This window comes from Ensifer sp. LC384, assembly GCF_001695865.1.
Classification (GTDB): domain Bacteria; phylum Pseudomonadota; class Alphaproteobacteria; order Rhizobiales; family Rhizobiaceae; genus Ensifer.
In genome coordinates this window covers 111711-133003 of record NZ_MBST01000056.1, presented here as the reverse complement: position 1 = coordinate 133003, position 21293 = coordinate 111711, and the positions used below count along the sequence as shown (strand labels likewise).

Sequence of the window (21293 nt, the reverse complement as noted above, 5' to 3'; positions counted from 1 at the left end):
CGATGACTGAGACGAAAACCACCCAAGGCAACAATCCGGCGATGTCGCGCCGTGTATTCGTTTGCGGCCTCGCGGCGCTCGCGGGCATGGGTGGCGCCGGTCTTGACGTCACGAAGGCCTTCGCCCAGGCGCCGGGCTCCGCCCAGAAGATCGCCGACCACTTTTCGTCGGTGAAGACCATGGCCGGCGAATTCGTGCAGTTCGGCCCGCGCGGCGAGCAGACCGGCGGCAAATTCTATATCCGCCGCCCCGGCCGCATCCGCTTCAACTATGAAGCGCCTTCGCCGATGCGGGTGATTGCCGACGGCAAGTCGGTGGTCATCGGCAATATGAAGCTGAAGACCTGGGACATCTACCCGCTCTCCAAGACGCCGCTGAACCTGCTGTTGAGCGAAAAGATCGACCTGACCGGCAAGATGGTGCGTGGCGTCAAGGAAGAATCCGATCTCATCACCATCGTGCTCGGCGATCGCTCGATCTTCGGCGATTCGACCATTACCATGATGTTCGATCCGAAGACCTACGACCTGCGCCAGTGGACGATCACCGATGCGCAGAAGAAGGACACGTCGGTGATGATTTTCAACGTCCAGACCGGCATGGCGTTGGACGACAAGGTGTTCAAGATCCCCTACGACGAAGTGCGCAACAAGGGCCGCTAAGGTATTTCCAGGACAAGTGCGGAGCGGTTTTCCGTCAGGAAAAACTTGAAGAAAATGAGATAGAGCGTTTCATCCAGCCGTGCTTGTGGACATCGGCCGCCTCCCGGCGGCCTTTTGCATGCCTTCCTTGTCGCCAGCCGCCAGACCTGCTTAAACCACTCGGACATCAAACCACATCCGTCCCGAGCCGGGCCCCCTCACCTTCGATTGTCCGGCCTCATCCAGATAGAGGAATGAGGAATGGCCCTTTCCGTCGCCACCTGGAATATCAACTCCGTTCGCCTGCGCATGCCGCTGGTCGAGCATCTGCTGAAGACCTGGCAGCCCGACATTCTCTGCCTGCAGGAAACCAAGTGCCCGAACGATCAGTTTCCGTCGAAGCCGCTGAAGGCTCTGGGTTACAACCACATCGAGATGCATGGCCAGAAGGGCTACCACGGCGTGGCGACGATTTCGCGCCTGCCCTTGCACGAGCTCAGCGACCGCCGCGATTACTGCGGCGTCGGCGATGCGCGCCATCTTTCGGTGGTGTTCGAGGCGGGCGGCAAGAAGATCCGCCTGCACAATTTCTACGTTCCGGCCGGCGGCGACGAACCGGACCGCTCGATCAATCCGAAGTTCGGCCACAAGCTCGATTTCGTCGATGAGATGAAGCTGCTGCACGCCGAAGCCGAAGCAGGCATCTCGTCGATCCTCGTCGGCGACCTCAACATTGCTCCGCTTGAGGACGACGTCTGGTCGCACAAGCAGCTGCTGAAGATCGTCAGCCATACGCCGATCGAAACCGACGGCCTGACTTCGGTGATGACCGGCGGCGCCTGGGTCGACCTGATGCGTCAGCATACGCCGGCTCCGACCAAGCTCTACACCTGGTGGAGTTACCGCGCCAAGGATTGGGAAGCCGCCGACCGCGGCCGGCGCCTCGATCATATCTGGTCTTCAGCCGACCTCGCGCCGAAGCTCACGCAGGTGGATATCCTGCGAGAAGCACGCGGCTGGGAGCGACCGTCGGATCATGTGCCGGTGATCGCGCATTTCGATATCTGACACCAGCCTGCGCTGATATTGACCGATTGCGTGGGATCGTGTGCGGTCATCCGGCAAGAAGCATACCGTCAAATGATGCCTTGGCATCGGTCGATTGCGACGCTGCCGGTGGCCGACAGGCGGCTCGCTCAAGTCCAAATGGCAGGTGAAGACGTCTGGCGTCCGGCCGTCGGCCGGGTGGGCATCAGGCGAAACGGCCGGCCAGAGCGCCGGCGCGGCGGATCATCGCCTGCAGGTTCTCGCGGATACGCGCCTCGACGAGGGCGGCAACTTCCGGGTACTCCTCCAGCATGCGCCGGAAGAGCGGGCGATTGATGCGGATCACCTCGCTGTCTTCGTCTGCGGTCGCGGTGAACTTGCGCTCCACCATCGAGATCAGCGCCAGCTCCGACAGGAGCGCACCACGGCCGACGGTGGTGATCTCCGCCATCGCACCGTCGGCATCGGCTTTCGAAAGCGAGAGGCTGCCGCTGGCAATGGCATAGGCGCAGTCGGCCGGCGCGCCCTCGCGAAACAGCTCCTGCCCCTTGAACACGCGCCGACGTTCCGCGCCAAAGGCGATCAGCCTCAGCTTGTCCTCGCTGATATCGGCAAAAAGCGGCACATTGGACAGAAGAACGATGTCGTCGTTGAGCGCCAAGCGGCTAACCTCCCTGAATCACGATGCTTTCTGGTTCGAAACCCAGGAGCATCGCAATCGATTCGAATAGTCCGGAGCGGCTGACCTGGGGAAAATTCACTCCGCGTCGCCGCCTCACGGAACGATCTTGTAGCCACCGTTCTCTGTCACCAAAATCTCGGCATTGGAAGGGTCACGCTCGATTTTCTGGCGAAGCCGGTAGACATGCGTTTCGAGCGTGTGCGTCGTCACGCCGGAATTATAGCCCCAGACCTCTTCGAGCAGTACGTCGCGCGTCACCACCCTCTGGTCGGCGCGGTAGAGATAGCGGATGATTGCCGCTTCCTTTTCGGTCAGCCGGATCTTCTGGCCGTTTTCGAGCGTCAGCAGCTTCTGGCTTGGCTTGAACGTATAGGGGCCGACGCTGAAGGTCGCGTCTTCGCTCTGCTCGTGCTGGCGCAGCTGCGCGCGGATGCGGGCAAGCAGGACGGCGAAGCGGAACGGCTTGGTGACGTAGTCGTTGGCACCGGCCTCCAGCCCAAGGATGGTGTCCGAATCGGTATCGTGACCGGTGAGCATGATGATCGGTGCCTTGAAGCCGCCCTTGCGCAGGAGCTTGACCGCCTCGCGCCCGTCCATGTCAGGCAGGCCGACATCCATGATCAGTAGGTCGACCTGCTGGGCGCGCGCCGCCTGTATCCCCTTGCCGGCCGTCGCCTCCTGGAGAAGATCGAATTCCTCGTAAAGCGAAAGCTGCTCGACCAACGTTTCGCGCAGGTCATTGTCGTCGTCGACAAGAAGAATGGTACGGGTCGCCATGGGACAATTCCTGTTTGCTTCCGGTTTCAAACTAGCTCAAATGCCCGTGTTGGCAAGCGAACCGGTTTTGGAACCGCGTTATATATGCAACCGTGCTTATGGTGCCCGCCAAATCACGGACAATTCAAAAATCTGTGAGAGAGATGCGCAAGAAAACGTCGGGAAGAAGGCCAATCAAATCCGTCATCACCGTCCGGCCGGCCCCGCTTGATCGCAGGCGTGCACTGGTTACCTTCGATGGCCGCACGGAGCAAGCGGCCATCGGCCGCAGCGGCATCACCAGCCGCAAGCGCGAGGGTGACGGTGCCACGCCGCGCGCCGCGATGAAGCTCATTGGTGGCTACGTCAGACGCGACCGGATCCTGCTGCCGCCGACGCCGTTGCCGACACGGACCACGCGCAAGGGCATGCTCTGGTGCGACGCTCCTGGCCACGCCCGCTATAACCGCCCGGCCAGTGCGCCCTTCGCCCCAAGCCACGAGGAAATGATGCGCACGGACGGGCTCTACGACATCTGCCTGGTGATGGATTGGAACCTTACCAGCCGGCGCCGCAATTCCGGTTCGGCGATCTTCTTTCACCTCATCCGTCCCGGATACGAACCGACCCAGGGCTGCGTCGCCGTAAGCCTTGCTGCCATGCGCCGGCTGATCCCGCACCTGCGTCGTGGCACGGTCGTCAAGGTTCTCTGATAGCGGGGCATCGACGCTTCAACATAGGCCAAGCTGAAGATCGATTAAAGAATTCGGAAAGCATAAGCCTGGCGAGAAATCCCAGCGTGCACAACCATCAACACTTCCGCAAGCTCTGGTGTCTATGTAGCCTCAAGCGAGAATTGCAGGGCGAGTGCAGCCGATGCTGACCATGACGGCCAAAGCGATGCCGGCAACCGACGGACGGTTCTTCGGGATGAAAGAGGTTCGCGACATCGCGAATGGCATCTCGCAAGATTCTGACATTGCACGGCTGCTCGACTGGGTCGAATCCTATCTGATGAACGGCCATCCCGATCTCGGACGAACCGGCGCCGTCTGCCCCTTTACCCGCCAGGCCGCCAGGATCGACACCGTTCGGCTGGCTATTTCTCACGCGCGTCCCGAAGACGAAGACACGACCTTTGCGCTGATCCGCGGCGCCTTTACCGAACTTGAAGCGATCCCATGCAAGCCGGCGATGCGGCATTTCCGCACCGTGATCGTCGGTTTTCCCGATTGCGACAGCGCCGAAGGGATAGCAATGTTGAAGCGCATCCAGCGGCGGCACCGGTTCTACTCGCTCGCCCGCGCCCGGATGATCGGCATGATGCATGCGGGCTCCGAGGATCGCGGCCTCTGGAACCCGGAGTTTCGCCCGCTTCGCTCCCCGATGCCCGTTCTGGCGATCAGGCATCTGGTCGAGAACGATGCCCCGTTTGCCGCCCTCCATCCGGCTCTCATGGTTGCCTACCTCGCCCGCTTTCCCATCAAGGGGACGCGGCGGCTTGTCAATCATTTCCGTAGCGGCTGAGCCATGCCCGGCCGAGCAACGTCGCCGATCGCCGACGCGGTCGAAAGAATTCCGAGCTCCCGCGTTTTGGGCGAAGATCTTCAAATCAGCGTCGTCACAAACCTCGACGGTTTCGAGGCCCTGCGAGAAGAGTGGGACGATCTGTTCGAGCGGGCAGCCGGGCCTCAGCAGGTCTTCCAGCGCCACATCTTCCTGCGCCACTGGGCGCGGCACTATCTCGACGCAGGGACACAGCTCTGCATCGTCACCGGGCGCGTGGACGGGCGCCTCGTCGCCCTCTGGCCACTGACGCGCCGCCGCAAACTCGGCCTCGATGTGCTCGGCTTCATGGGAGCGCCGGTGGCCCAGTTCGGCGACGTGCTTGTCGAGGCCGCTGGCGACCGACACGCCTTGCTCGAAGCCGGCTGGAATGCCATCGCATCGCTCGGCGCCGACATTTTCGAGGCCCGGCGGGTAAGAGCGGACGCAGCCCTGTGCGGATCGGCTATCCCGGGCGGCGCCTGCTTGCCTGGCGGCGTGCAGGCGCCCTTTGCAAGCCTGTGGCGGCGGGTGGCTGTCGATGGCCCTGGTATCGCCTATTCCGCACGCGAGCGATCGAACTACCGGCGTCGGCTGCGAAGGCTGCGCGAGCGCGGCGACATCACCTTCACCGAGCCGGACCCGGGTTCTACAGCCGTGGCGGCCGCAGTGGCCGCCATCACCATCAAGAAAAGCTGGCTGCTCGAAAACGCGATCCTGTCACCGACCGTCATGGACAGCCGCTTCCAGGCGTTCTTCGAAGATCTGGCCGGCGACCCCGGCGCCGGCCTGCATGTCTCGACGATCGCCTGCGAAGGGCGGCCGATCGGCGTCGATCTGTCCTTCGATTGCAAGGGCCACACGTTCGGACACGTGCTGGCAACCGACCCCGGCTACGATCGCGAGGGCCTAGGGCGGCTGCTCATCCATCGAACATTTGCGGCCGCTGCCCACCGCAGCAACCGGGTCTTCGACCTGCTGGCACCGGCGGACGGCTACAAGATGCAGCATGCCGACGGGCTTGTTGCCGTCAGGGACTATGCCTTCGCATTCTCCTGGCGCGGGCGGCTGATACGCGAGCTTGTGATGGCGCGGCTACAACCGATGGCCAAGACCTGGGCAAGGCGCCTTCCGGCCGACCTGCTGCGCAGGCTGGTAACGCGCGCAATCTGAACCGATCAGGCGAGCTGGCGAGCCGTCACGAAATCGACGAGACGACACCCGCCGGATGCAAGGTCCTCCCAGCTGGAACCGTCGAACTCGAATACGGCAAGCGCCGCCGTTGGAAACTTCTCCCGCATGCGCACGAGTGCCTCGTCCTTGCCCGATCCGGCAATGAGATGCGCCAGATCCTCCATACCGGGATTGTGACCGACAACAACCAGGTTGCGGATAGCCGGGTCGACCGCGCGAATGGTGGTCAAAATGGCAGGTGCTGCCACTTCGTAGATGTCGCGCGTCTCGCGAGCGGGGATTGGCGGCGGCAAGTTATCCCTAACCAGCGCCCAGGTTTCCCGCGCCCGCCGCGCCGTGGAAACGAGGGCGAGCCCAGGGATCAACCCCTTGCGCTCCATATAGGCGCCGATCAGCGGCGCCGCCTTGCGGCCCCGGTCGCCGAGCGGCCGATCATGGTCTGGAACGCCTTCCGGCCAGGCGGATTTGGCGTGGCGCAGCAACATCAGGCGGTATGTTTTCGCCCTGTGATCCTCGGCCATGACCGCCTCCTTTTGCTATAGCAAGCCGTTCCGCACGCTACAGCGCCGCGCGTCAAATATGACGCGCAAAGGACGCTGTAACGCTTTAAACCTGCTGCATAATTTTCTCCTTAAATCGATTCCGATTTAAGGAATTATGCAGTAGCTCCATTCTTGCACTGCAGCCGCATTTTGTCCTGCTGGGATGCGACAAAAAAAGGCCGCCCCGAAGGGCGGCCATCAACGCCGGAAAAGCTCAAGAACCGGCTTATTTCCACTCACGCCAGCCTATTTCCACTCGCGAATGTCGACGAAATGTCCGGCGACGGCTGCGGCTGCCGCCATTGCCGGCGACACCAGGTGCGTACGTCCTTTGAAGCCCTGGCGGCCTTCGAAGTTACGGTTGGAGGTCGAGGCGCAGCGCTCGCCCGGCTTCAGCCGGTCATCGTTCATCGCCAGGCACATCGAGCAGCCCGGCTCGCGCCAGTCGAAGCCCGCTTCCCGGAAGATCTTGTCGAGGCCCTCGGCTTCCGCCTGTTCCTTGACGAGGCCGGAGCCCGGCACGATCATCGCCGACACGGTCGACGCGACCTTGCGGCCCTCGACGACAGCGGCAACGGCGCGCAGATCCTCGATGCGGCCGTTGGTGCACGAGCCGATGAAGACGCGGTCGACTGATATGTCGGTGATCTTGGTGCCGGGCTTCAGGCCCATGTAATCGAGCGCGCGCCACTTGGAGGTGCGCTTGGTCTCTTCCGGGATCTCGTCCGGGTTCGGGACGATGCCCTGAACCGAGATGACGTCCTCGGGCGACGAACCCCAGGACACGATCGGCGGCAGATTGGCTGCGTCGAGCACGACGACACGATCGTAGTGCGCGCCTTCGTCCGTGTGCAGCGTCTTCCAATAGTCGAGCGCCATCTCCAGGGCCTTGCCCTTCGGCGCGCGCGGCTTGTCCTTGATGTAATCGAAGGTCGTTTCGTCGGGCGCGATCAGGCCGGCGCGGGCGCCGCCCTCGATCGTCATGTTGCAGATGGTCATGCGGCCTTCCATCGACAGCGCGCGGATCGCTTCGCCGGCGAACTCGATGACGTGGCCGGTGCCGCCGGCGGTGCCGATCTCGCCGATGATGGCAAGGATGATGTCCTTGGCGGTGACGCCCGGCGGCAGCTGGCCGTCGACGCGCACCAGCATGTTCTTGGCCTTCTGCTGGATCAGCGTCTGGGTCGCAAGCACGTGCTCGACTTCCGAGGTGCCGATGCCATGCGCCAGCGCGCCGAAGGCGCCATGCGTCGACGTGTGGCTGTCGCCGCAAACGATGGTCATGCCCGGCAGGGTGAAGCCCTGCTCCGGGCCGACGATGTGCACGATGCCCTGGCGCTTGTCGTTTTCGGAGTAGTATTCGACGCCGAACTCGGCCGCGTTCGTGGCGAGCGCCTCGACTTGGATACGGCTTTCCTCGTTCTTTATGCCGAGGTGGCGATCCGGTGAGGTCGGCACATTATGGTCGACGACGGCAAGCGTCTTTTCTGGAGCGCGGACCTTGCGGCCAGCCATACGCAGGCCTTCGAAAGCTTGCGGGCTCGTCACCTCGTGAACGAGATGACGATCGATGTAGAGAAGACAGGTGCCATCGTCCTGGCTGTTGACCAGATGATCGTCCCAGATCTTGTCATAGAGAGTACGCGGTGCGCTCATGGCGATATATCCATCGAATTTTCAGAAGTAAGGGAAAAGCCGGCAGCCAGGCGGCCGGAAACTGATCAAAGGATCAGGATAGGAGGCTTGTCAGCGCCCCGGATACGCGCGCGAAAAAGCGTGCCGGCAGACGCTTGTGGTCCTGCAGCACGACGATTTTCTGCTCTCGACATCCGAACTTGGATTCCATGGCGCCGTACATACCAATTTTTTGACACTTCGGCAATCGGTGGAAGCGGCCTCAACGCTGCTCGGCGCGCCGCAAGCGCCGCTCGAGCCCGCGCAAGCCCAGCGACAGGCCGATGGTCAGGACGAGATAGACATAGGCGACGATCGAATAGGTCTCGAAGAAGCGAAAGGAGCCGGAGGCATAGACCTTGCCCATCTGGGTGATGTCGGCAACGCCGAGCACCGAGACCAGCGAGGAGTCCTTGACCATGGCGACGAAGTCGTTGCCGAGCGGCGGCAGGATGACGCGGATCGCCTGCGGGAAGATCACCAGGCGAAACCGCTGGTAACGCGTCAGGCCCAGCGCTTTCGCCGCCTCGACCTGCCCCTTGTCGACCGAGAGGATGCCGGCCCGGAACACTTCGGCGATGAAGGCGGAATAGCCGATCATCAGCGCCATGATCGCCCGCCACATCAGCGAGATGTCGCGCACCACCACCGGCTCCATCCAGCCTGCCGAAATCAGCGGCGCGGTGATGAAGTTGGCGACGGTGACAAGCGCCGGCGCCCCGACGAAGGCGATGTAGAACAGGAGCACGAGGATCGGCACACCGCGTATGACCTCGGTGTAGAAGCGTGCGATCTGGCGAAGTGCCGCATGCTCCGACAGCGCCATCAGCGCGATACCGAGACCGAGCGTCGTCGCCAGCACGAAGCCCATCAGGGTCACGAAGATGGTGACGCCGATGCCCTTGAGAACGACGTTGAAGACTTCGGTGTAGATGTCATTGGCGACGATGACCGCGGCGAGCGCCACGGCAATCACCAGAAGGGCGACCAGCCACCAGGGATAGTCGCCCTTTGCGGACATATCAGAAGATTGTGGGGAGGCCATCGCCAGCGATCAGCCGCCCATCTTGTAGTCGAGGAACCACTTCTTGTCCAAGGCGTCGAAGGTTCCATCCTCTTTCAGCGCCTTGATCGCGGCGTTCACCGGAGCGACCAGGTCGGAGCCCTTGGGGAAGATGAAGCCGAAATCCTCGGTGCCGAGCGGGCCGCCTACGACCTTCAGCTTGCCTTCCGAGGAATCGACATAACCCTTGGCGGCGACGCTGTCGGTCAGGACGACGTCGACGTCGCCGGCCTTGAGCGCCTGCACGGTGGCGCCGAAGGTCTCGAACAGCTTGATGCGCGGGTTCTGCTCGTTGCCGTCGAGCATTTCATAGACGGCGGTGTAGAACGGCGACGTGCCCGGCTGCGCACCGACCAGGCCGTCGGCAAAGGCGCCGAAGCTCTTGCCGTCATTGAAGCGGTTCTCGTCGCCGCGCACCAGCATGAACTGCTGCGAACGCATGTACGGGTCGGAGAAATCGACCTTTTCCTTGCGGTCGTCCTTGATGGTGATGCCGGTCATGCCGATCTGGTACTGGCCGTCATGCACCGCCTGGATCATCGCGTCCCAGCTGGTGTTCTGGTACTCGACCTTGAAGTTCAGACGCTTGGCGATCTCGTTCATCGCGTCATATTCCCAGCCGATCGCCTCACCCGTCTTCGGATCGACGAACTGCAGCGGCGGGTAGGCATTTTCCGTGACGACGACAACCGTCTTGCCGCCGAGATCCGGCAGGTCGCTGGCGAAAGCCGGTGCAGAAAAAGCAAATGGAACGGCAAGTGCGGCTGCGATGCCCGCAAGCACATGGCGACGGATTGTCATTGGAGGAGCTCCCGAAAATTGTGGCAGCGGAAAATGTCACGGATTGTGGAGAAAAGACAAGCGCATAGTACCAAAAAAGAAAGGCGGCCCGAGGCCGCCTTTCCTACAATCCAGAAGGATTGAAATCTTATTCCGCTGCGGCTTCCGCTGCTGCCTTGGCTTCGGCGGCTTCAGCTGCTGCCTTTTCGGCTGCGAGAGCCTGAGCTGCTGCAACCTTTTCAGCTTCGATGCGTGCCTTTTCCTCGGCAACGGCCTGACGCTCGGCTTCGTTCAGCTTGCGGGCGCGCGTACCGGTGTTTTCAACGATACGAGCCGACTTGCCGCGACGATCGCGCAGGTAGTAGAGCTTGGCGCGACGGACCTTACCGCGGCGAACCACTTCGACGCTCTCGACGAGCGGAGAGTAAACCGGGAATACGCGCTCGACGCCTTCGCCGTAGGAGATCTTGCGAACGGTGAAGCTTTCGTTGATGCCGCCGCCGGAGCGAGCGATGCAAACGCCTTCATAGGCCTGAACGCGGGTACGCGAGCCTTCGACAACGCGGACGTTGACGCGCAGCGTGTCGCCTGCGGAGAAATCGGGGAGCGTGCGCTTGGCCGCAATCTTGGCGGCCTGTTCGGCTTCCAGCTGCTGGATGATGTTCATCGGGTTAACCTTTCAAGTTCTTCTGAAACAGCCAGAGCGCTCTCGATCGACCTGTCGGACTTGCCTTCAGATGTTGCCGGACCCGGCAGGAGCGGATTCACCATTCTTTGTTGGTGGTCGACGGGCAAAAAACCCGAACCGGGGCGGCACTTACACGAAGAAACCCCGCTTGTCATCCCCGCAAGCCGCATTTTCCGGGCCATGGAGGCGTTCGGCGCGAATTCTATCAGAGATTTCGAAATAACGCGCATGGAAATGCATCGGGGAAATGCATGCGAGCGCGGGCTTGCGGCCGCAACCGCTGCGGGCTATGCCGGGCTGGGTAGCGGGGGGAGACCATGCATTTCTTCGAAATACTTCTGCTTTTCGTCGCCGGTCTCCTGTCGGGCATGGTCAATGCGATTGCCGGTGGCGGAACCTTCCTCACCTTCGGCGCCATGACCCTTGGCGGGTTGTCGCCCATTGTCGCCAATGCGACGTCGTCGATCATCCAGCTTCCCGGCTATATCACCTCGGCGCTTGCCTATGCCAAGGAGATTCGCGCAGACCGCCGCCAGGCGATCCTGCTCGGTGTCATCTCGGCGGTCGGCGGGCTTGTCGGCGCGGTGTTGCTGATCTCCCTGTCGAACGCTTCGTTTCGCGCGCTGGTGCCCTGGCTGCTGATCGTCGCGACGGCGATCTTCGCCGCCGGGCCGCTCCTGAAGCCCAAGGCCCGCATCGACGAGCATGCGATCAGCCCGGCCGGCATCGTCAGCCAGTTCGCAACCTCGATCTACGGCGGCTTCTTCGGTGCCGGCATGGGCATCATGATGCTGGCCGTGCTGGGGCTTGCGACCGGTGGCGGCTATCACCGCCTGAACGCGCTCAAGAATTTCATCTCGATCGTCATCGCCACCATCGCCATCGTCATCTTCGCCGCCGGCGGCGTCGTGTCGTGGCTGCATGCGGCGATCATGGTTCCAGGTGCAGCGCTCGGCGGTTATCTCGGCGTCTGGGCGGCCCGGCGCGTGCCGCAGGCGGTAATCCGCGCCCTGGTCGTGGCAGTCGGGCTGTTGCTCGCCGCCTATTACTTTTTCACGGGTTGAGCGATGAGATCGGGCCGACGCTCCTCGGTCAGCCGACGGGCTTCGGCTTCGCGCCATTTGGCAATGGCGCCGTGATTGCCGGAGGTCAGCACCGGCGGGATCTCCCTGCCCTCGAAGACCTGCGGGCGCGTATAGTGCGGATGCTCCAGCAACCCGCCTTCGAAGCTTTCATGAACGCCCGACAGCTCGTTGCCCATCACCCCGGGCAGAATGCGCACGACGGCGTCGAGCAGCGTCAGTGCCGCCGGCTCGCCGCCGGACAGAATATAGTCGCCGATCGACACTTCCTCGAGGTCGCGAGCATCGATGACCCGCTGGTCGACGCCTTCGAACCGGCCGCAGACGATCACCACGCCGGGGCCGTCGGCAAGTTCCCGCACGCGTTTCTGCGTCAACGGCCGACCGCGCGGGCTCATCAGCAGCCGCGGGCGATGATCGTCCTGAGACACTTCGTCGATGGCACGGGCAAGAACGTCGGGCTTCAACACCATGCCGGCGCCACCGCCGGCCGGCGTATCGTCGACGGTGCGGTGCTTGTCCTCGGCAAAATCACGGATCTGCACGGCATCGATCGACCACTGGCCACGCTCCAGCGCCCGGCCCGAAAGCGAGGCGCCGAGATGGCCGGGGAACATTTCGGGATAGAGCGTGAGCACCGTTGCGCGGAAGGGCATTGCCTTACCGCTCACTTGCGCTTGGCCGAAAACGGGCTGCCGGGCTCGTCCTTGTCGTCGATGAGGCCGGCAGCCAGCGGATCGACCAGCAGCTTGCCGCCTTCGAGATCGATTTCAAGAACGGACCATTCGGTGAACGGGATGAGCACCGGGCGCTTGCCCGGTCCCTTGAGCTCAAGCAGGTCGCCGGCACCGAAATCGAACACGCCGGTCACGGTTCCATAGCTCTTGCCGCTGCCGTCGATGGCCTCGAGGCCCTCGAGGTCGGCATAAAAGAATTCGTCTTCGTCGAGATCGTCGTCGGGCAAATTGTCCCGATCGACGAACAGTTCGAGACCGTTGAGCGCCTCTGCGGCCGTGCGGTCGTTGACACCGCGAAAGCGCACGACGACCACGTTCTTGGCCTCACGGATCTCCAGCACCTCGAACACGCGCCCGTCGGTGCTATGAAGATGGCCGTAATCGCCGAGCGCGGTCGGATCCTCGGTGAAGGATTTGACCCTGACCTCGCCGCGCAGGCCTTGGGCCGCGCCGACAGTCGCCATCAGAACCGGGTTTTCGAGTTTGCTCATCATCCGCATCCGTTTCGGGATTTCAGCGTGCACATAACGGAAAACGGGCGGCATGGGAATGCCGCCCGTTTCCTTCATCCGTTTGCCGGATATTATTCCGCGGCACCTTCGGCAGCGGCAGCAGCGGCGTCTTCTGCCTTCTGCTTGGCTTCAGCAGCGCGCTCCTGAGCCTTCTTGCCCGGCAGACCCTTGGTCGGGTTGCTGCGAGCCGGACGCTGAGCGATACCGGCCTGGTCGAGGAAGCGCATGACGCGGTCGGTCGGCTGGGCGCCCTGGGCGATCCAGTGGCTGATGCGCTCGGCGTTCAGCTCGACGCGCTTTTCGTCGTCCTTGCCGAGCATCGGGTTCCAGGAACCGATCTTCTCGAGGAAGCGGCCGTCACGCGGGCTGCGGGCGTCGGCAACGACGATCTGGTAGTAAGGACGCTTCTTGGAACCGCCACGGGCGAGACGAATTTTCAGTGCCATTTGAGTAACTCCTTGCAGGCTTTCTTGACCGCTTCGTTCAAGCGGAATGGGTGGTGCCGACGTTGCCCGCGGAATGCGTGCGATCGGCGGCGATGGCTTCATGATGCCGGATGACTTCCTTGATGATGAAGTTCAGGAACTTCTCGGCGAAATCCGGATCCAGATTGGCATCCTTCGCCAGATGGCGAAGACGTTCGATCTGGTATTCTTCGCGCGCCGGATCGGCCGGCGGCAGATTGTGCTTGGCCTTGAGAACGCCGACCGCCTGGGTGCAGCGGAACCGTTCGGCCAGCATGTGAACGAGCGCGGCATCGATGTTGTCGATCGACTGCCGGTAACCCGCCAATTCCTTTTTGATCTCGGGATCAATCATCTCTCACCGATCCTCACTTCTTCTTGGGCAGGCCGGGAAGGCCGGGGAGACCACCAAGGCCCGGAAGCTTGGCACCACCGAGACCGGGAAGGCCACCGCCGCCAAGGCTCGGCATGCCACCGGGCTTGCCGAGGCCGGCAGCTTCGGCCTGCTTCTGCAGCGCTTCGAGCTGCTTGGGGTCGATATTCGACAGGTCGGGCATGCCGCCGCCGCCAAGGCCACCGAGGCCCATCTTGCTGGCGAGGCCGCCCATCATCTGCTTCATCATGCCGCCTTTGCCCTTGCCGCCCATCATCTTCATCATGTCCGCCATCTGGCGGTGCATCTTCAGAAGCTTGTTGATGTCGGCAGCATCCGTGCCGGAACCGGCGGCGATGCGCTTCTTGCGGGAATGCTTGAGCATATCCGGGTTGGCGCGCTCGGCCTTGGTCATCGACGAGATGATGGCGATCTGGCGTCCGAACAGCTTGTCGTCGAGACCGGCCGAGGCCATCTTGTCCTTCATACCGGCCATGCCGGGCATCAGGCCCATGATACCGCCCATGCCGCCCATCTTCTGCATCTGGCGCAGCTGGTCGGCGAGGTCGTTCAGGTCGAACTTGCCCTTCGCCATCTTGGCGGCCATCGCGGCCGCCTTTTCGGCGTCGATGTTCTCGGCAGCCTTTTCGACGAGCGAGATGATGTCGCCCATGCCGAGAATGCGGTCGGCGACGCGACGGGGATGGAACTCTTCGAGTTCGCCCATCTTTTCGCCGACGCCGATGAGCTTGATCGGCTTGCCGGTGACGGCGCGCATCGAAAGGGCGGCACCGCCGCGGCCATCACCGTCCATACGGGTGAGCACCAGGCCGGTGATGCCGACGCGTTCGTCGAAGTTGCGCGCGAGATTGACGGCATCCTGACCGGTCAGCGCATCGGCAACCAGCAGGATCTCATGCGGATTGGACTTCCGCTTGATTTCCGCCATTTCGATCATCAGCGGCTCGTCGATATGCGTGCGGCCGGCAGTGTCGAGGATGACGATGTCGTGTCCGCCGAGCTTGGCGGCCTGCACGGCGCGCGCAGCGATATCGGTCGGCGACTGGCCGGCGATAACAGGCAGCGTATCGACACCGGTCTGGACGCCGAGCTGGCGAAGCTGTTCCTGGGCGGCCGGGCGACGCGTGTCGAGCGAAGCCATCAGGACCTTTTTCTTGTCCCGCGTCTTCATCCGGCTGGCGATCTTGCCGGTGGTCGTCGTCTTGCCCGAGCCCTGCAGACCGACCATCATGATGACGACCGGAGCCGGCGCATTGAGGTCGATGGTGACGCCCTCGGAGCCGAGCATCTCGACCAACTCGTCATGGACGATCTTGACGACCATCTGCCCGGGCTTGATCGATTTCAGGATCTCGGCGCCAACTGCCTTCTCGCGAACCTTTTCGGTGAAGGCGCGCACAACGTCGAGGGCGACGTCGGCTTCGAGCAACGCACGGCGAACCTCGCGAAGCGCCGCGGAAACATCTGCTTCCGACAATGCGCCGCGGCCGGTCAGTCCATTCAATATGGAACCAAGGCGGTCCTGGAGGCTCTCGAACATTCTCACTTCCTTCTGGTTTCCGGTGGCATGGAGACTAGCCGGAAACGTGGGTTCCTTCGCCTGAAAAACAAGGCGCAAAGCCAAAAACCACCCGAGGGCGCAACGCGCTGTCGGATGTTGACCTCCGGGCTCTCTTTATACCTTTGCGGGGCCCGGTCGGTGGCTTCGAAGTCATCAACTTGCGAAGGAATTTGCCGCGATAAACAGGAAAGCGGCCGAAAAGTCAAGAACGACAGGCAAATCCGGCGGCAGGGATTTCAGACATTGGCTGCTGCCGCGATGATCACGGCGCCAAGTCCGTAGAGAACTGCCATCATGGGCCTTCCTTGCTGTCTTGCGCCCCGAGTTCGCGCGCCAGGTCCTCGAACGCGGTCGCGACGCGCGTCATGACCCTGAGTGCCGCAACCACTTCGGTCTGGTTGATATCGCCCAGAACCGCGTGCAGCAATTCGAGTTCGCGCCGGTGGAGTGCCTCGAACAGGTCGCGACCGGCAGGGCTCGGCACACAGAAATAGGCGCGCCGATGTTCCGGGTTGGGTCGCTTTTCCAAAAAACCCTTTTCCAGCAGCCCGACGACGATGCGCAGCACGAACTGCCGTTTCATCGACAATCGCCGCGCCGCCTCAGGCACTGTCAACGGTTCGGCGCAGAGTAGCTCCAGCACCGCCCTTTCGGCGACCGAAATGCCCGAGCCCTCCAGCATGTGCTCAATCGAGCGATGCACATTGAGATGGATCGGCCGGACCAGCTTGATGGCCTTGTAGAGACGTTCCTGTTTGTCGAAGCGAACCAGCATAAGGTACAATAGCAATCGAGTTGCTACATTCAAGATTTTCTTAAACCTTGCCCTTTCACCCTGTAACGACGCATCGGAAGCGCCTATGTTTTTTAGACACAGCCACCGAACAATCGCCGGAAGACGACGATGCCGAAGGTGAATCCTTATTACCGGGGGCCTGCCTCCGACCACTTCGACGGTACGCGGTTCTTCAACCCCAACGGCCGGCAGCCGCGAGGCATGATCGACCTTCTGCGCTGGCAGCTCGGTCACGGCAAGGTGAAGTGGCCAGCGCATTATCCGAGCCCGTTTCAGCAGGCAAAGCCGGAGCTGAGCATCGAGGCCGATCGCCTACGGGTGACGATGGTCGGCCACGCGACCCTGCTCATACAGGTGCATGGCTTCAACATCCTGACCGACCCGGTCTGGGCCCACAGGGCGAGCCCCTTTGCCCTTGTCGGCCCGTCGCGGCGCAATGCGCCCGGCATCGAGATGGACGATCTGCCGCCGATCGACCTCGTGCTCGTCACCCACAACCATTACGACCACCTCGATCTCGACACGCTGGCAGCCCTCAACGAGGAGCACAGCCCGCTGATCGTCACGCCGCTCGGCAACGATACGATCATCCGCCGCACCGTGCCGGACGCGACCATATCCGTTCTCGACTGGGGCGACCGGCTGGACCTCGAAGACGAGCTGGTGATCCATGCCGAGCCCTCCCATCACTGGTCGGCGCGCGGCTCTGGCGACCGCCGCATGGCGCTCTGGGCCGCCTTCGTCATCGAAACCCCGGTCGGCAAGATCTATCATGTCGGCGACACCGGCTTTCACGGCGGCATCAATTATCGCGCAGCCCGCGAAAAGCATGGCGGCTTCCGCCTCGCCAACCTGCCCTTCGGCGCCTACGAGCCGCGCTGGTTCATGCAGGATCATCACCAGAACCCGGAGGAGGCGGTCCAGGGCATGATCGACTGCGCCGCCGACCACGTGGCCGGGCACCACTGGGGAACCTTCCGGCTGACCGATGAAGGCGTCGATGCTCCGGTTAAGGCGCTCGAACAGGCACTGGACGAGGCGGAAATCGCACGCACCCGCTTCAGGGCCATGCGCCCGGGCGAAATCTTCGACGTGCCGCCCTCGGCACCGACGGACCAATGAAGCCGGCACTGGTAATTTCCGGGCTTTTCCGCCATATACAGCCCGAATGAAGGGTGCCTCCGCTTGACGAGGCCGGTTTGGACAATCGCGACATGGCCGACAACGTGCAATTTGCCAGAATGAACGGGCTTGGAAACAAGATCCTGGTCGTCGACATGCGCGGCCGCCGCGACCGCGTGACGCCGCAGGCAGCCATAACGCTCAACGCCGATCCGGCAACCGCCTTCGACCAGATCATGGCGATCCACGATCCGAAGGCCGCCGGCACCGACGCCTGGATTGACATCGTCAATTCCGACGGCTCGATGGCGCAGGCCTGCGGCAACGGCACCCGCTGCGTCGTCCAGGCGCTCGCCGCCGAAACCGGCAAGAAGGCCTTTCTCTTCCATACGGTTGCCGGCCTGCTCGAGGCCAGGGAGCACGACGACGGGACGATCTCCGTCGACATGGGAAGCCCGCGCTTCGGCTGGAACGAGATCCCGCTGTCGGAAGAGTTTCACGACACGCGCCGGATCGAGCTGCAGATCGGTCCGATCGACAATCCCGTGCTGCATTCGCCCTCGGTTGCCTCCATGGGCAATCCGCACGCGATCTTCTGGGTCGACAACGACGTCTGGTCCTACGACCTCGAACGCTTCGGACCCTTGCTCGAAAACCACCCGATGTTCCCCGAGCGGGCCAACATCTCGATCGCGCGCGTGCTGTCGCGCGGCGAGATGGATCTGCGAACCTGGGAACGCGGCGCCGGCCTGACGCTCGCCTGCGGTTCTGCCGCCTGCGCCGCGGCCGTCAGCGCCGCCCGGACAGACCGCACCGACCGCAAGGTGATCGTCAACGTACCCGGCGGCCCGTTGTCGATCGAATGGCGTGAAGCAGACGACCACGTCGTCATGACCGGCCCGGCCGAATGGGAATGGTCGGGGACCGTCGATCCCGCCACCGGCGCCTGGCAGCGAGATGAAGCCCAACCGGGAACCGCGGGGGCCCGGGCGCTTTGAGCGGCGTCGAGGTCATAACCTTCGGCTGCCGTCTCAATACCTACGAATCCGAAGTGATGCGGGCGGAAGCCGAAAAGGCGGGGCTGAACAATGCCATCCTCGTCAACACCTGCGCGGTGACCGGCGAGGCCGTACGCCAGGCGTGTCAGGCGATCCGCCGCGCCCGCCGCGACAACCCGCATGCCCGCATCATCGTCACCGGCTGCGCTGCCCAGACGGAGAAGGAAACCTTCGCCGGCATGGCCGAGGTCGACGCCGTGCTCGGCAACGAAGAGAAGCTGAAAAGCGCCTCCTATCGTTCCCTGCCCGATTTCGGCGTCTCGGCGGAAGAAAAGCTCCGCGTCAACGACATCATGAGCGTGCGCGCCACCGCGCCGCAGATGGTCAAACATATCGACGGTCACGTGCGCGCCTTCATCCAGGTGCAGAACGGTTGCGATCACCGCTGCACCTTCTGCATCATCCCTTACGGCCGCGGCAATTCGCGCTCCGTGCCGATGGGCGCGGTGGTCGACCAGGCGCGCAGGCTCGCCGATGGCGGCTATAGCGAGATCGTCCTGACCGGCGTCGATGCCACGAGCTACGGCGCCGACCTGCCGGGAACGCCGACGCTCGGACTGCTGGCGAAAACTCTCCTGAAACAGGTGCCGGATATCCGCCGCCTGCGCCTCTCGTCGATCGACGGCATCGAGGCCGACAGCCATCTGTTCGACCTGATCGCCGACGAGACCCGCTTCATGCCGCATCTGCATCTGTCGCTGCAGCATGGCGACGACATGATCCTGAAACGCATGAAGCGTCGCCATTCGAGTGCTGACGCCCGCGCCTTCGCCGATCAGGTCCGGCGCTTGCGCCCCGAGATCAGCCTCGGCGCCGACATGATCGCCGGCTTCCCGACGGAAACCGAAGAGATGTTCGAAAACGCCGTGCGGCTTGCCGAGGATTGCGGCATCGCCCATCTGCATGTCTTTCCCTATAGCCCCCGCCCCGGCACGCCGGCAGCGCGCATGCCGCAGCTCGACCGGGCGGCGGTCAAGGATCGCGCCGCGCGCCTTCGTGCGACGGGTGCGGCACTCTATGCGCGCCACCTCGAAGGCATGGTCGGCAGCGAGCAGACATTGTTGGTCGAAAACAACGGCCTCGCGCACACGGAAAACTTCACGCTCGTCGATGCCGCCGGCCTCAAACCCCGCGCGCTTGTGCCGGTCACGATCACCGGCCACAATGGCAAGCATCTGACGATGCAGGTAAAACAGATGGCTGCGGCCTGACTTATGCGGAATCCCTGAATGGCAATCGGTTTCATCAAGAAGATCTTCTCCTTCGGCAAGGGCACTGTCGAGGAAACCAAGCCACAGGATGCCGCGCCGGAAGCGGACGCCGCAGCCGCGGCTCCGGCTGAAGCGCAACCGGCGCCGAAGCCGGCTGTCCCCGAGGAGATTGCCCCGGTCGACGTGCTCGTCGACGAGCTCGTTGCCGAGCAGCCCGCGGCCGAAGAAACCTCCGAAGAGCTGCTTGAGCCGCTGTCGGACCTCGAAGCCCTGCCGCTTTCCGTCGAGGACCCGATCCTGCCGGCCGAGATCGAGACCGCAGGCGGACCGGCACCGGACGAGGCCCGCGGCGACGAGGACGTTGTCGTCGGCAACGAAGCTGTCGCGTCTGTTGAACCCGCGGCAGAACAGGAAGAGCTGTCCCCGGCAGCGCAAGAGGCGCTTGAGGCCTACGCAGCACTTCAGGAAACCGTACCGGAAGAACCGCCTGTCGAGCCGGAGGATCTGGCCGAGCAGGAAGAACTCGCCGCCGTTGAAGATCGACCGATCGGCGGGGATGCAAGCCACGACGCGACTGCCGATTCGGAACCTGCCGCGGAAATCATCGAAGAAAGCGACAGTGTCCCCGAGGCGCCAGTCATCGAAGCGCCCGTCTTCGACGCCCCCGTCGCCGAAACGCCTGTCGCGGCCAGCCTGCCGAAGGGGTTTGCCAGTGCTGCCGAGCGCGCAATGGAAGAGCCCGTTGCCGCGCCGCAGCCCAAGCTCAGCTGGTATCAGCGCCTGCGCCGCGGGCTCGCCCGCACCTCGTCGCAACTGACCGGCCAGATCGCCAGCCTCTTTACCAAGCGCAAGCTCGACGAAGCGACGCTGCAGGATCTGGAGGATCTGCTGATCCAGGCCGATCTCGGCGTCGAGACAGCGATGCGCATCACCGACACGCTCGCCTCCGAGCGCTACGGCAAGGATGTTTCCGGCGAGGACGTGTCGCGCATCATGGCCGGCGAGATCACCAAGGTGCTGTCGCCCGTCGCCAAGCCGCTGGAACTCGATCTCAGCCACAAGCCGCACGTCATCCTGGTGGTCGGCGTCAACGGCACCGGCAAGACCACGACGATCGGCAAGCTTGCGGCCAAGCTGTCAGGCGCCGGCCTCAAGGTGATGCTCGCCGCCGGCGACACCTTCCGCGCCGCCGCCATCGAGCAGCTGAAGATCTGGGCCGAGCGCACCAAGTCCGATATCGTCTCCTCCAAGCTCGGCGCCGATGCAGCCGGCCTCGCCTACGAGGCGTTCCAGCAGGCGCGCGAAAAAAAGGCCGACGTGCTGATCATCGACACCGCCGGCCGGCTGCAGAACAAGGCCGAGCTGATGGCGGAGCTGGAAAAGATCGTGCGCGTGCTCGGCAAGCTCGACCCGGATGCGCCGCACACGGTGCTGCAGACGCTCGACGCCACCACCGGCCAGAACGCGCTGCAGCAGGTGGAGATCTTCCGCAATGTCGCCGGTGTCAGCGGGCTGATCATGACCAAGCTCGACGGCACGGCCCGCGGCGGCATTCTCGTGGCCATCTCGGCCAAGCACAAGTTGCCGGTCTATTTCATCGGCGTCGGCGAAGGCATCGACGATCTCGAACCGTTCGAGGCCAGGGATTTCGCCGAGGCGATTGCGGGCGTCGCCGCCTGATGGCCGCGTTCCGCCGCGCCTGAACCGGCGCGCAAAGGTCGCCGTAACACTTTGATCTGCTGCA

Annotated in this window: 23 protein-coding genes; 10 read left to right on the top strand and 13 right to left on the bottom strand. The window is 63.2% G+C overall.

Annotated elements, in window-relative coordinates:
- Positions 1-2 precede the first annotated feature (2 nt).
- Positions 3-662: an outer membrane lipoprotein carrier protein LolA gene (locus BC363_RS28205; RefSeq protein ID WP_065780816.1), complete on the top strand. Its 660-nt coding sequence runs from the start codon at positions 3-5 to the stop codon at positions 660-662.
- 240 nt (positions 663-902) lie between these two features.
- Entirely contained in the window at positions 903-1709 is an 807-nt protein-coding gene (locus BC363_RS28200; RefSeq protein ID WP_065780531.1) for an exodeoxyribonuclease III, read from the top strand.
- 184 nt (positions 1710-1893) lie between these two features.
- Here the strand turns inward: BC363_RS28200 and BC363_RS28195 are convergent, their stop codons facing one another.
- Both BC363_RS28195 and BC363_RS28190 read right to left on the bottom strand, forming a co-directional pair.
- Positions 1894-2349 (bottom strand): cyclic nucleotide-binding domain-containing protein, encoded by a 456-nt coding sequence (locus BC363_RS28195; RefSeq protein WP_053249171.1) that lies wholly within the window; start codon positions 2347-2349, stop codon positions 1894-1896.
- A 114-nt stretch (positions 2350-2463) separates the two neighbouring features.
- On the bottom strand, positions 2464-3147 hold the full coding sequence (locus tag BC363_RS28190; protein ID WP_053249170.1) for a response regulator transcription factor: 684 nt from the start codon (positions 3145-3147) through the stop codon (positions 2464-2466).
- A 143-nt stretch (positions 3148-3290) separates the two neighbouring features.
- Between BC363_RS28190 and BC363_RS28185 the strand changes: the two genes are divergently transcribed.
- The 3 genes from BC363_RS28185 (at position 3291) to BC363_RS28175 (ending at position 5844) form a co-directional block, all read left to right on the top strand.
- The gene (locus BC363_RS28185; protein ID WP_065780530.1) at positions 3291-3839 is read left to right on the top strand and encodes a L,D-transpeptidase family protein; all 549 of its coding nucleotides are present in this window, start codon (positions 3291-3293) and stop codon (positions 3837-3839) included.
- A 163-nt stretch (positions 3840-4002) separates the two neighbouring features.
- Positions 4003-4653, top strand: a complete 651-nt coding sequence (locus BC363_RS28180; RefSeq protein WP_065780527.1) for a DUF6875 domain-containing protein — start codon at positions 4003-4005, stop codon at positions 4651-4653.
- A 3-nt stretch (positions 4654-4656) separates the two neighbouring features.
- The gene (locus BC363_RS28175) at positions 4657-5844 is read left to right on the top strand and encodes a GNAT family N-acetyltransferase (RefSeq protein WP_065780525.1); all 1188 of its coding nucleotides are present in this window, start codon (positions 4657-4659) and stop codon (positions 5842-5844) included.
- A gap of 5 nt (positions 5845-5849) precedes the next feature.
- Here BC363_RS28175 and BC363_RS28170 read toward each other — a convergent pair whose 3' ends face one another.
- The 5 genes from BC363_RS28170 to rplS form a co-directional block, all read right to left on the bottom strand.
- On the bottom strand, positions 5850-6386 hold the full coding sequence (locus BC363_RS28170) for a histidine phosphatase family protein (protein WP_065793347.1): 537 nt from the start codon (positions 6384-6386) through the stop codon (positions 5850-5852).
- Positions 6387-6653: 267 nt separating this feature from the next.
- Complete coding sequence (leuC, locus tag BC363_RS28165; RefSeq protein WP_065780521.1) at positions 6654-8063, bottom strand: 3-isopropylmalate dehydratase large subunit; 1410 nt, start codon at positions 8061-8063, stop codon at positions 6654-6656.
- A 241-nt stretch (positions 8064-8304) separates the two neighbouring features.
- Positions 8305-9126, bottom strand: a complete 822-nt coding sequence (locus BC363_RS28160; protein ID WP_065780519.1) for an amino acid ABC transporter permease — start codon at positions 9124-9126, stop codon at positions 8305-8307.
- Between the two features lie 9 nt (positions 9127-9135).
- Entirely contained in the window at positions 9136-9945 is an 810-nt protein-coding gene (locus BC363_RS28155) for a basic amino acid ABC transporter substrate-binding protein (protein WP_065780517.1), read from the bottom strand.
- Between the two features lie 127 nt (positions 9946-10072).
- Positions 10073-10591: a 50S ribosomal protein L19 gene (gene rplS, locus BC363_RS28150; protein WP_065780514.1), complete on the bottom strand. Its 519-nt coding sequence runs from the start codon at positions 10589-10591 to the stop codon at positions 10073-10075.
- 338 nt (positions 10592-10929) lie between these two features.
- On the opposite strand from rplS, the gene BC363_RS28145 reads away from it, so the two are divergent.
- Complete coding sequence (locus BC363_RS28145; RefSeq protein ID WP_065780511.1) at positions 10930-11676, top strand: sulfite exporter TauE/SafE family protein; 747 nt, start codon at positions 10930-10932, stop codon at positions 11674-11676.
- Here BC363_RS28145 and trmD read toward each other — a convergent pair.
- From trmD to BC363_RS28115, 6 genes are all read right to left on the bottom strand, one after another.
- Entirely contained in the window at positions 11658-12350 is a 693-nt protein-coding gene (gene trmD / locus BC363_RS28140; RefSeq protein ID WP_065780508.1) for a tRNA (guanosine(37)-N1)-methyltransferase TrmD, read from the bottom strand. The two genes, BC363_RS28145 and trmD, sit on opposite strands and share 19 nt — an antisense overlap.
- An 11-nt stretch (positions 12351-12361) precedes the next feature.
- Positions 12362-12922 (bottom strand): ribosome maturation factor RimM, encoded by a 561-nt coding sequence (gene rimM / locus BC363_RS28135; RefSeq protein ID WP_065780815.1) that lies wholly within the window; start codon positions 12920-12922, stop codon positions 12362-12364.
- A 92-nt stretch (positions 12923-13014) separates the two neighbouring features.
- A complete protein-coding gene (gene rpsP, locus BC363_RS28130) occupies positions 13015-13389 on the bottom strand; it encodes a 30S ribosomal protein S16 (protein WP_065780506.1) in 375 nt (124 codons plus the stop codon).
- Between the two features lie 37 nt (positions 13390-13426).
- Complete coding sequence (locus tag BC363_RS28125) at positions 13427-13762, bottom strand: chorismate mutase (protein ID WP_065780504.1); 336 nt, start codon at positions 13760-13762, stop codon at positions 13427-13429.
- A 13-nt stretch (positions 13763-13775) separates the two neighbouring features.
- Entirely contained in the window at positions 13776-15341 is a 1566-nt protein-coding gene (gene ffh, locus BC363_RS28120; RefSeq protein WP_065780502.1) for a signal recognition particle protein, read from the bottom strand.
- A gap of 313 nt (positions 15342-15654) precedes the next feature.
- Positions 15655-16152, bottom strand: coding sequence for a MarR family transcriptional regulator (locus BC363_RS28115; protein ID WP_244519968.1), 498 nt, complete (start codon positions 16150-16152; stop codon positions 15655-15657).
- Positions 16153-16266: 114 nt separating this feature from the next.
- Here BC363_RS28115 and BC363_RS28110 point away from each other — a divergent pair, with 114 nt between their 5' ends.
- The 4 genes from BC363_RS28110 (at position 16267) to ftsY (ending at position 21229) form a co-directional block, all read left to right on the top strand.
- A complete protein-coding gene (locus tag BC363_RS28110; RefSeq protein ID WP_065780498.1) occupies positions 16267-17280 on the top strand; it encodes an MBL fold metallo-hydrolase in 1014 nt (337 codons plus the stop codon).
- A 92-nt stretch (positions 17281-17372) separates the two neighbouring features.
- On the top strand, positions 17373-18278 hold the full coding sequence (gene dapF / locus BC363_RS28105) for a diaminopimelate epimerase (RefSeq protein WP_202618631.1): 906 nt from the start codon (positions 17373-17375) through the stop codon (positions 18276-18278).
- The gene (gene mtaB, locus BC363_RS28100; protein WP_065780496.1) at positions 18275-19549 is read left to right on the top strand and encodes a tRNA (N(6)-L-threonylcarbamoyladenosine(37)-C(2))-methylthiotransferase MtaB; all 1275 of its coding nucleotides are present in this window, start codon (positions 18275-18277) and stop codon (positions 19547-19549) included. Before dapF ends, mtaB begins: the two co-directional genes overlap by 4 nt.
- Before the next feature lie 18 nt (positions 19550-19567).
- Entirely contained in the window at positions 19568-21229 is a 1662-nt protein-coding gene (ftsY, locus tag BC363_RS28095) for a signal recognition particle-docking protein FtsY (protein ID WP_065780493.1), read from the top strand.
- Positions 21230-21293 lie beyond the last annotated feature (64 nt).

Bases quoted from the DNA above. Each gene is read 5' to 3' on its own strand.
- BC363_RS28205 (WP_065780816.1), top strand. From the start codon at position 3: ATGACTGAGACGAAAACCACCCAAGGCAACAATCCGGCGATGTCGCGC.
- BC363_RS28200 (WP_065780531.1), top strand. From the start codon at position 903: ATGGCCCTTTCCGTCGCCACCTGGAATATCAACTCCGTTCGCCTGCGC.
- BC363_RS28190 (WP_053249170.1), bottom strand. From the start codon at position 3,147: ATGGCGACCCGTACCATTCTTCTTGTCGACGACGACAATGACCTGCGC.
- BC363_RS28185 (WP_065780530.1), top strand. From the start codon at position 3,291: ATGCGCAAGAAAACGTCGGGAAGAAGGCCAATCAAATCCGTCATCACC.
- BC363_RS28180 (WP_065780527.1), top strand. From the start codon at position 4,003: ATGCTGACCATGACGGCCAAAGCGATGCCGGCAACCGACGGACGGTTC.
- BC363_RS28175 (WP_065780525.1), top strand. From the start codon at position 4,657: ATGCCCGGCCGAGCAACGTCGCCGATCGCCGACGCGGTCGAAAGAATT.
- BC363_RS28170 (WP_065793347.1), bottom strand. From the start codon at position 6,386: ATGGCCGAGGATCACAGGGCGAAAACATACCGCCTGATGTTGCTGCGC.
- leuC (WP_065780521.1), bottom strand. From the start codon at position 8,063: ATGAGCGCACCGCGTACTCTCTATGACAAGATCTGGGACGATCATCTG.
- BC363_RS28160 (WP_065780519.1), bottom strand. From the start codon at position 9,126: ATGGCCTCCCCACAATCTTCTGATATGTCCGCAAAGGGCGACTATCCC.
- BC363_RS28155 (WP_065780517.1), bottom strand. From the start codon at position 9,945: ATGACAATCCGTCGCCATGTGCTTGCGGGCATCGCAGCCGCACTTGCC.
- rplS (WP_065780514.1), bottom strand. From the start codon at position 10,591: ATGAACATCATCCAGCAGCTGGAAGCCGAACAGGCCGCCAAGATTGCG.
- BC363_RS28145 (WP_065780511.1), top strand. From the start codon at position 10,930: ATGCATTTCTTCGAAATACTTCTGCTTTTCGTCGCCGGTCTCCTGTCG.
- trmD (WP_065780508.1), bottom strand. From the start codon at position 12,350: ATGCCCTTCCGCGCAACGGTGCTCACGCTCTATCCCGAAATGTTCCCC.
- rimM (WP_065780815.1), bottom strand. From the start codon at position 12,922: ATGAGCAAACTCGAAAACCCGGTTCTGATGGCGACTGTCGGCGCGGCC.
- rpsP (WP_065780506.1), bottom strand. From the start codon at position 13,389: ATGGCACTGAAAATTCGTCTCGCCCGTGGCGGTTCCAAGAAGCGTCCT.
- BC363_RS28125 (WP_065780504.1), bottom strand. From the start codon at position 13,762: ATGATTGATCCCGAGATCAAAAAGGAATTGGCGGGTTACCGGCAGTCG.
- ffh (WP_065780502.1), bottom strand. From the start codon at position 15,341: ATGTTCGAGAGCCTCCAGGACCGCCTTGGTTCCATATTGAATGGACTG.
- BC363_RS28110 (WP_065780498.1), top strand. From the start codon at position 16,267: ATGCCGAAGGTGAATCCTTATTACCGGGGGCCTGCCTCCGACCACTTC.
- dapF (WP_202618631.1), top strand. From the start codon at position 17,373: ATGGCCGACAACGTGCAATTTGCCAGAATGAACGGGCTTGGAAACAAG.
- ftsY (WP_065780493.1), top strand. From the start codon at position 19,568: ATGGCAATCGGTTTCATCAAGAAGATCTTCTCCTTCGGCAAGGGCACT.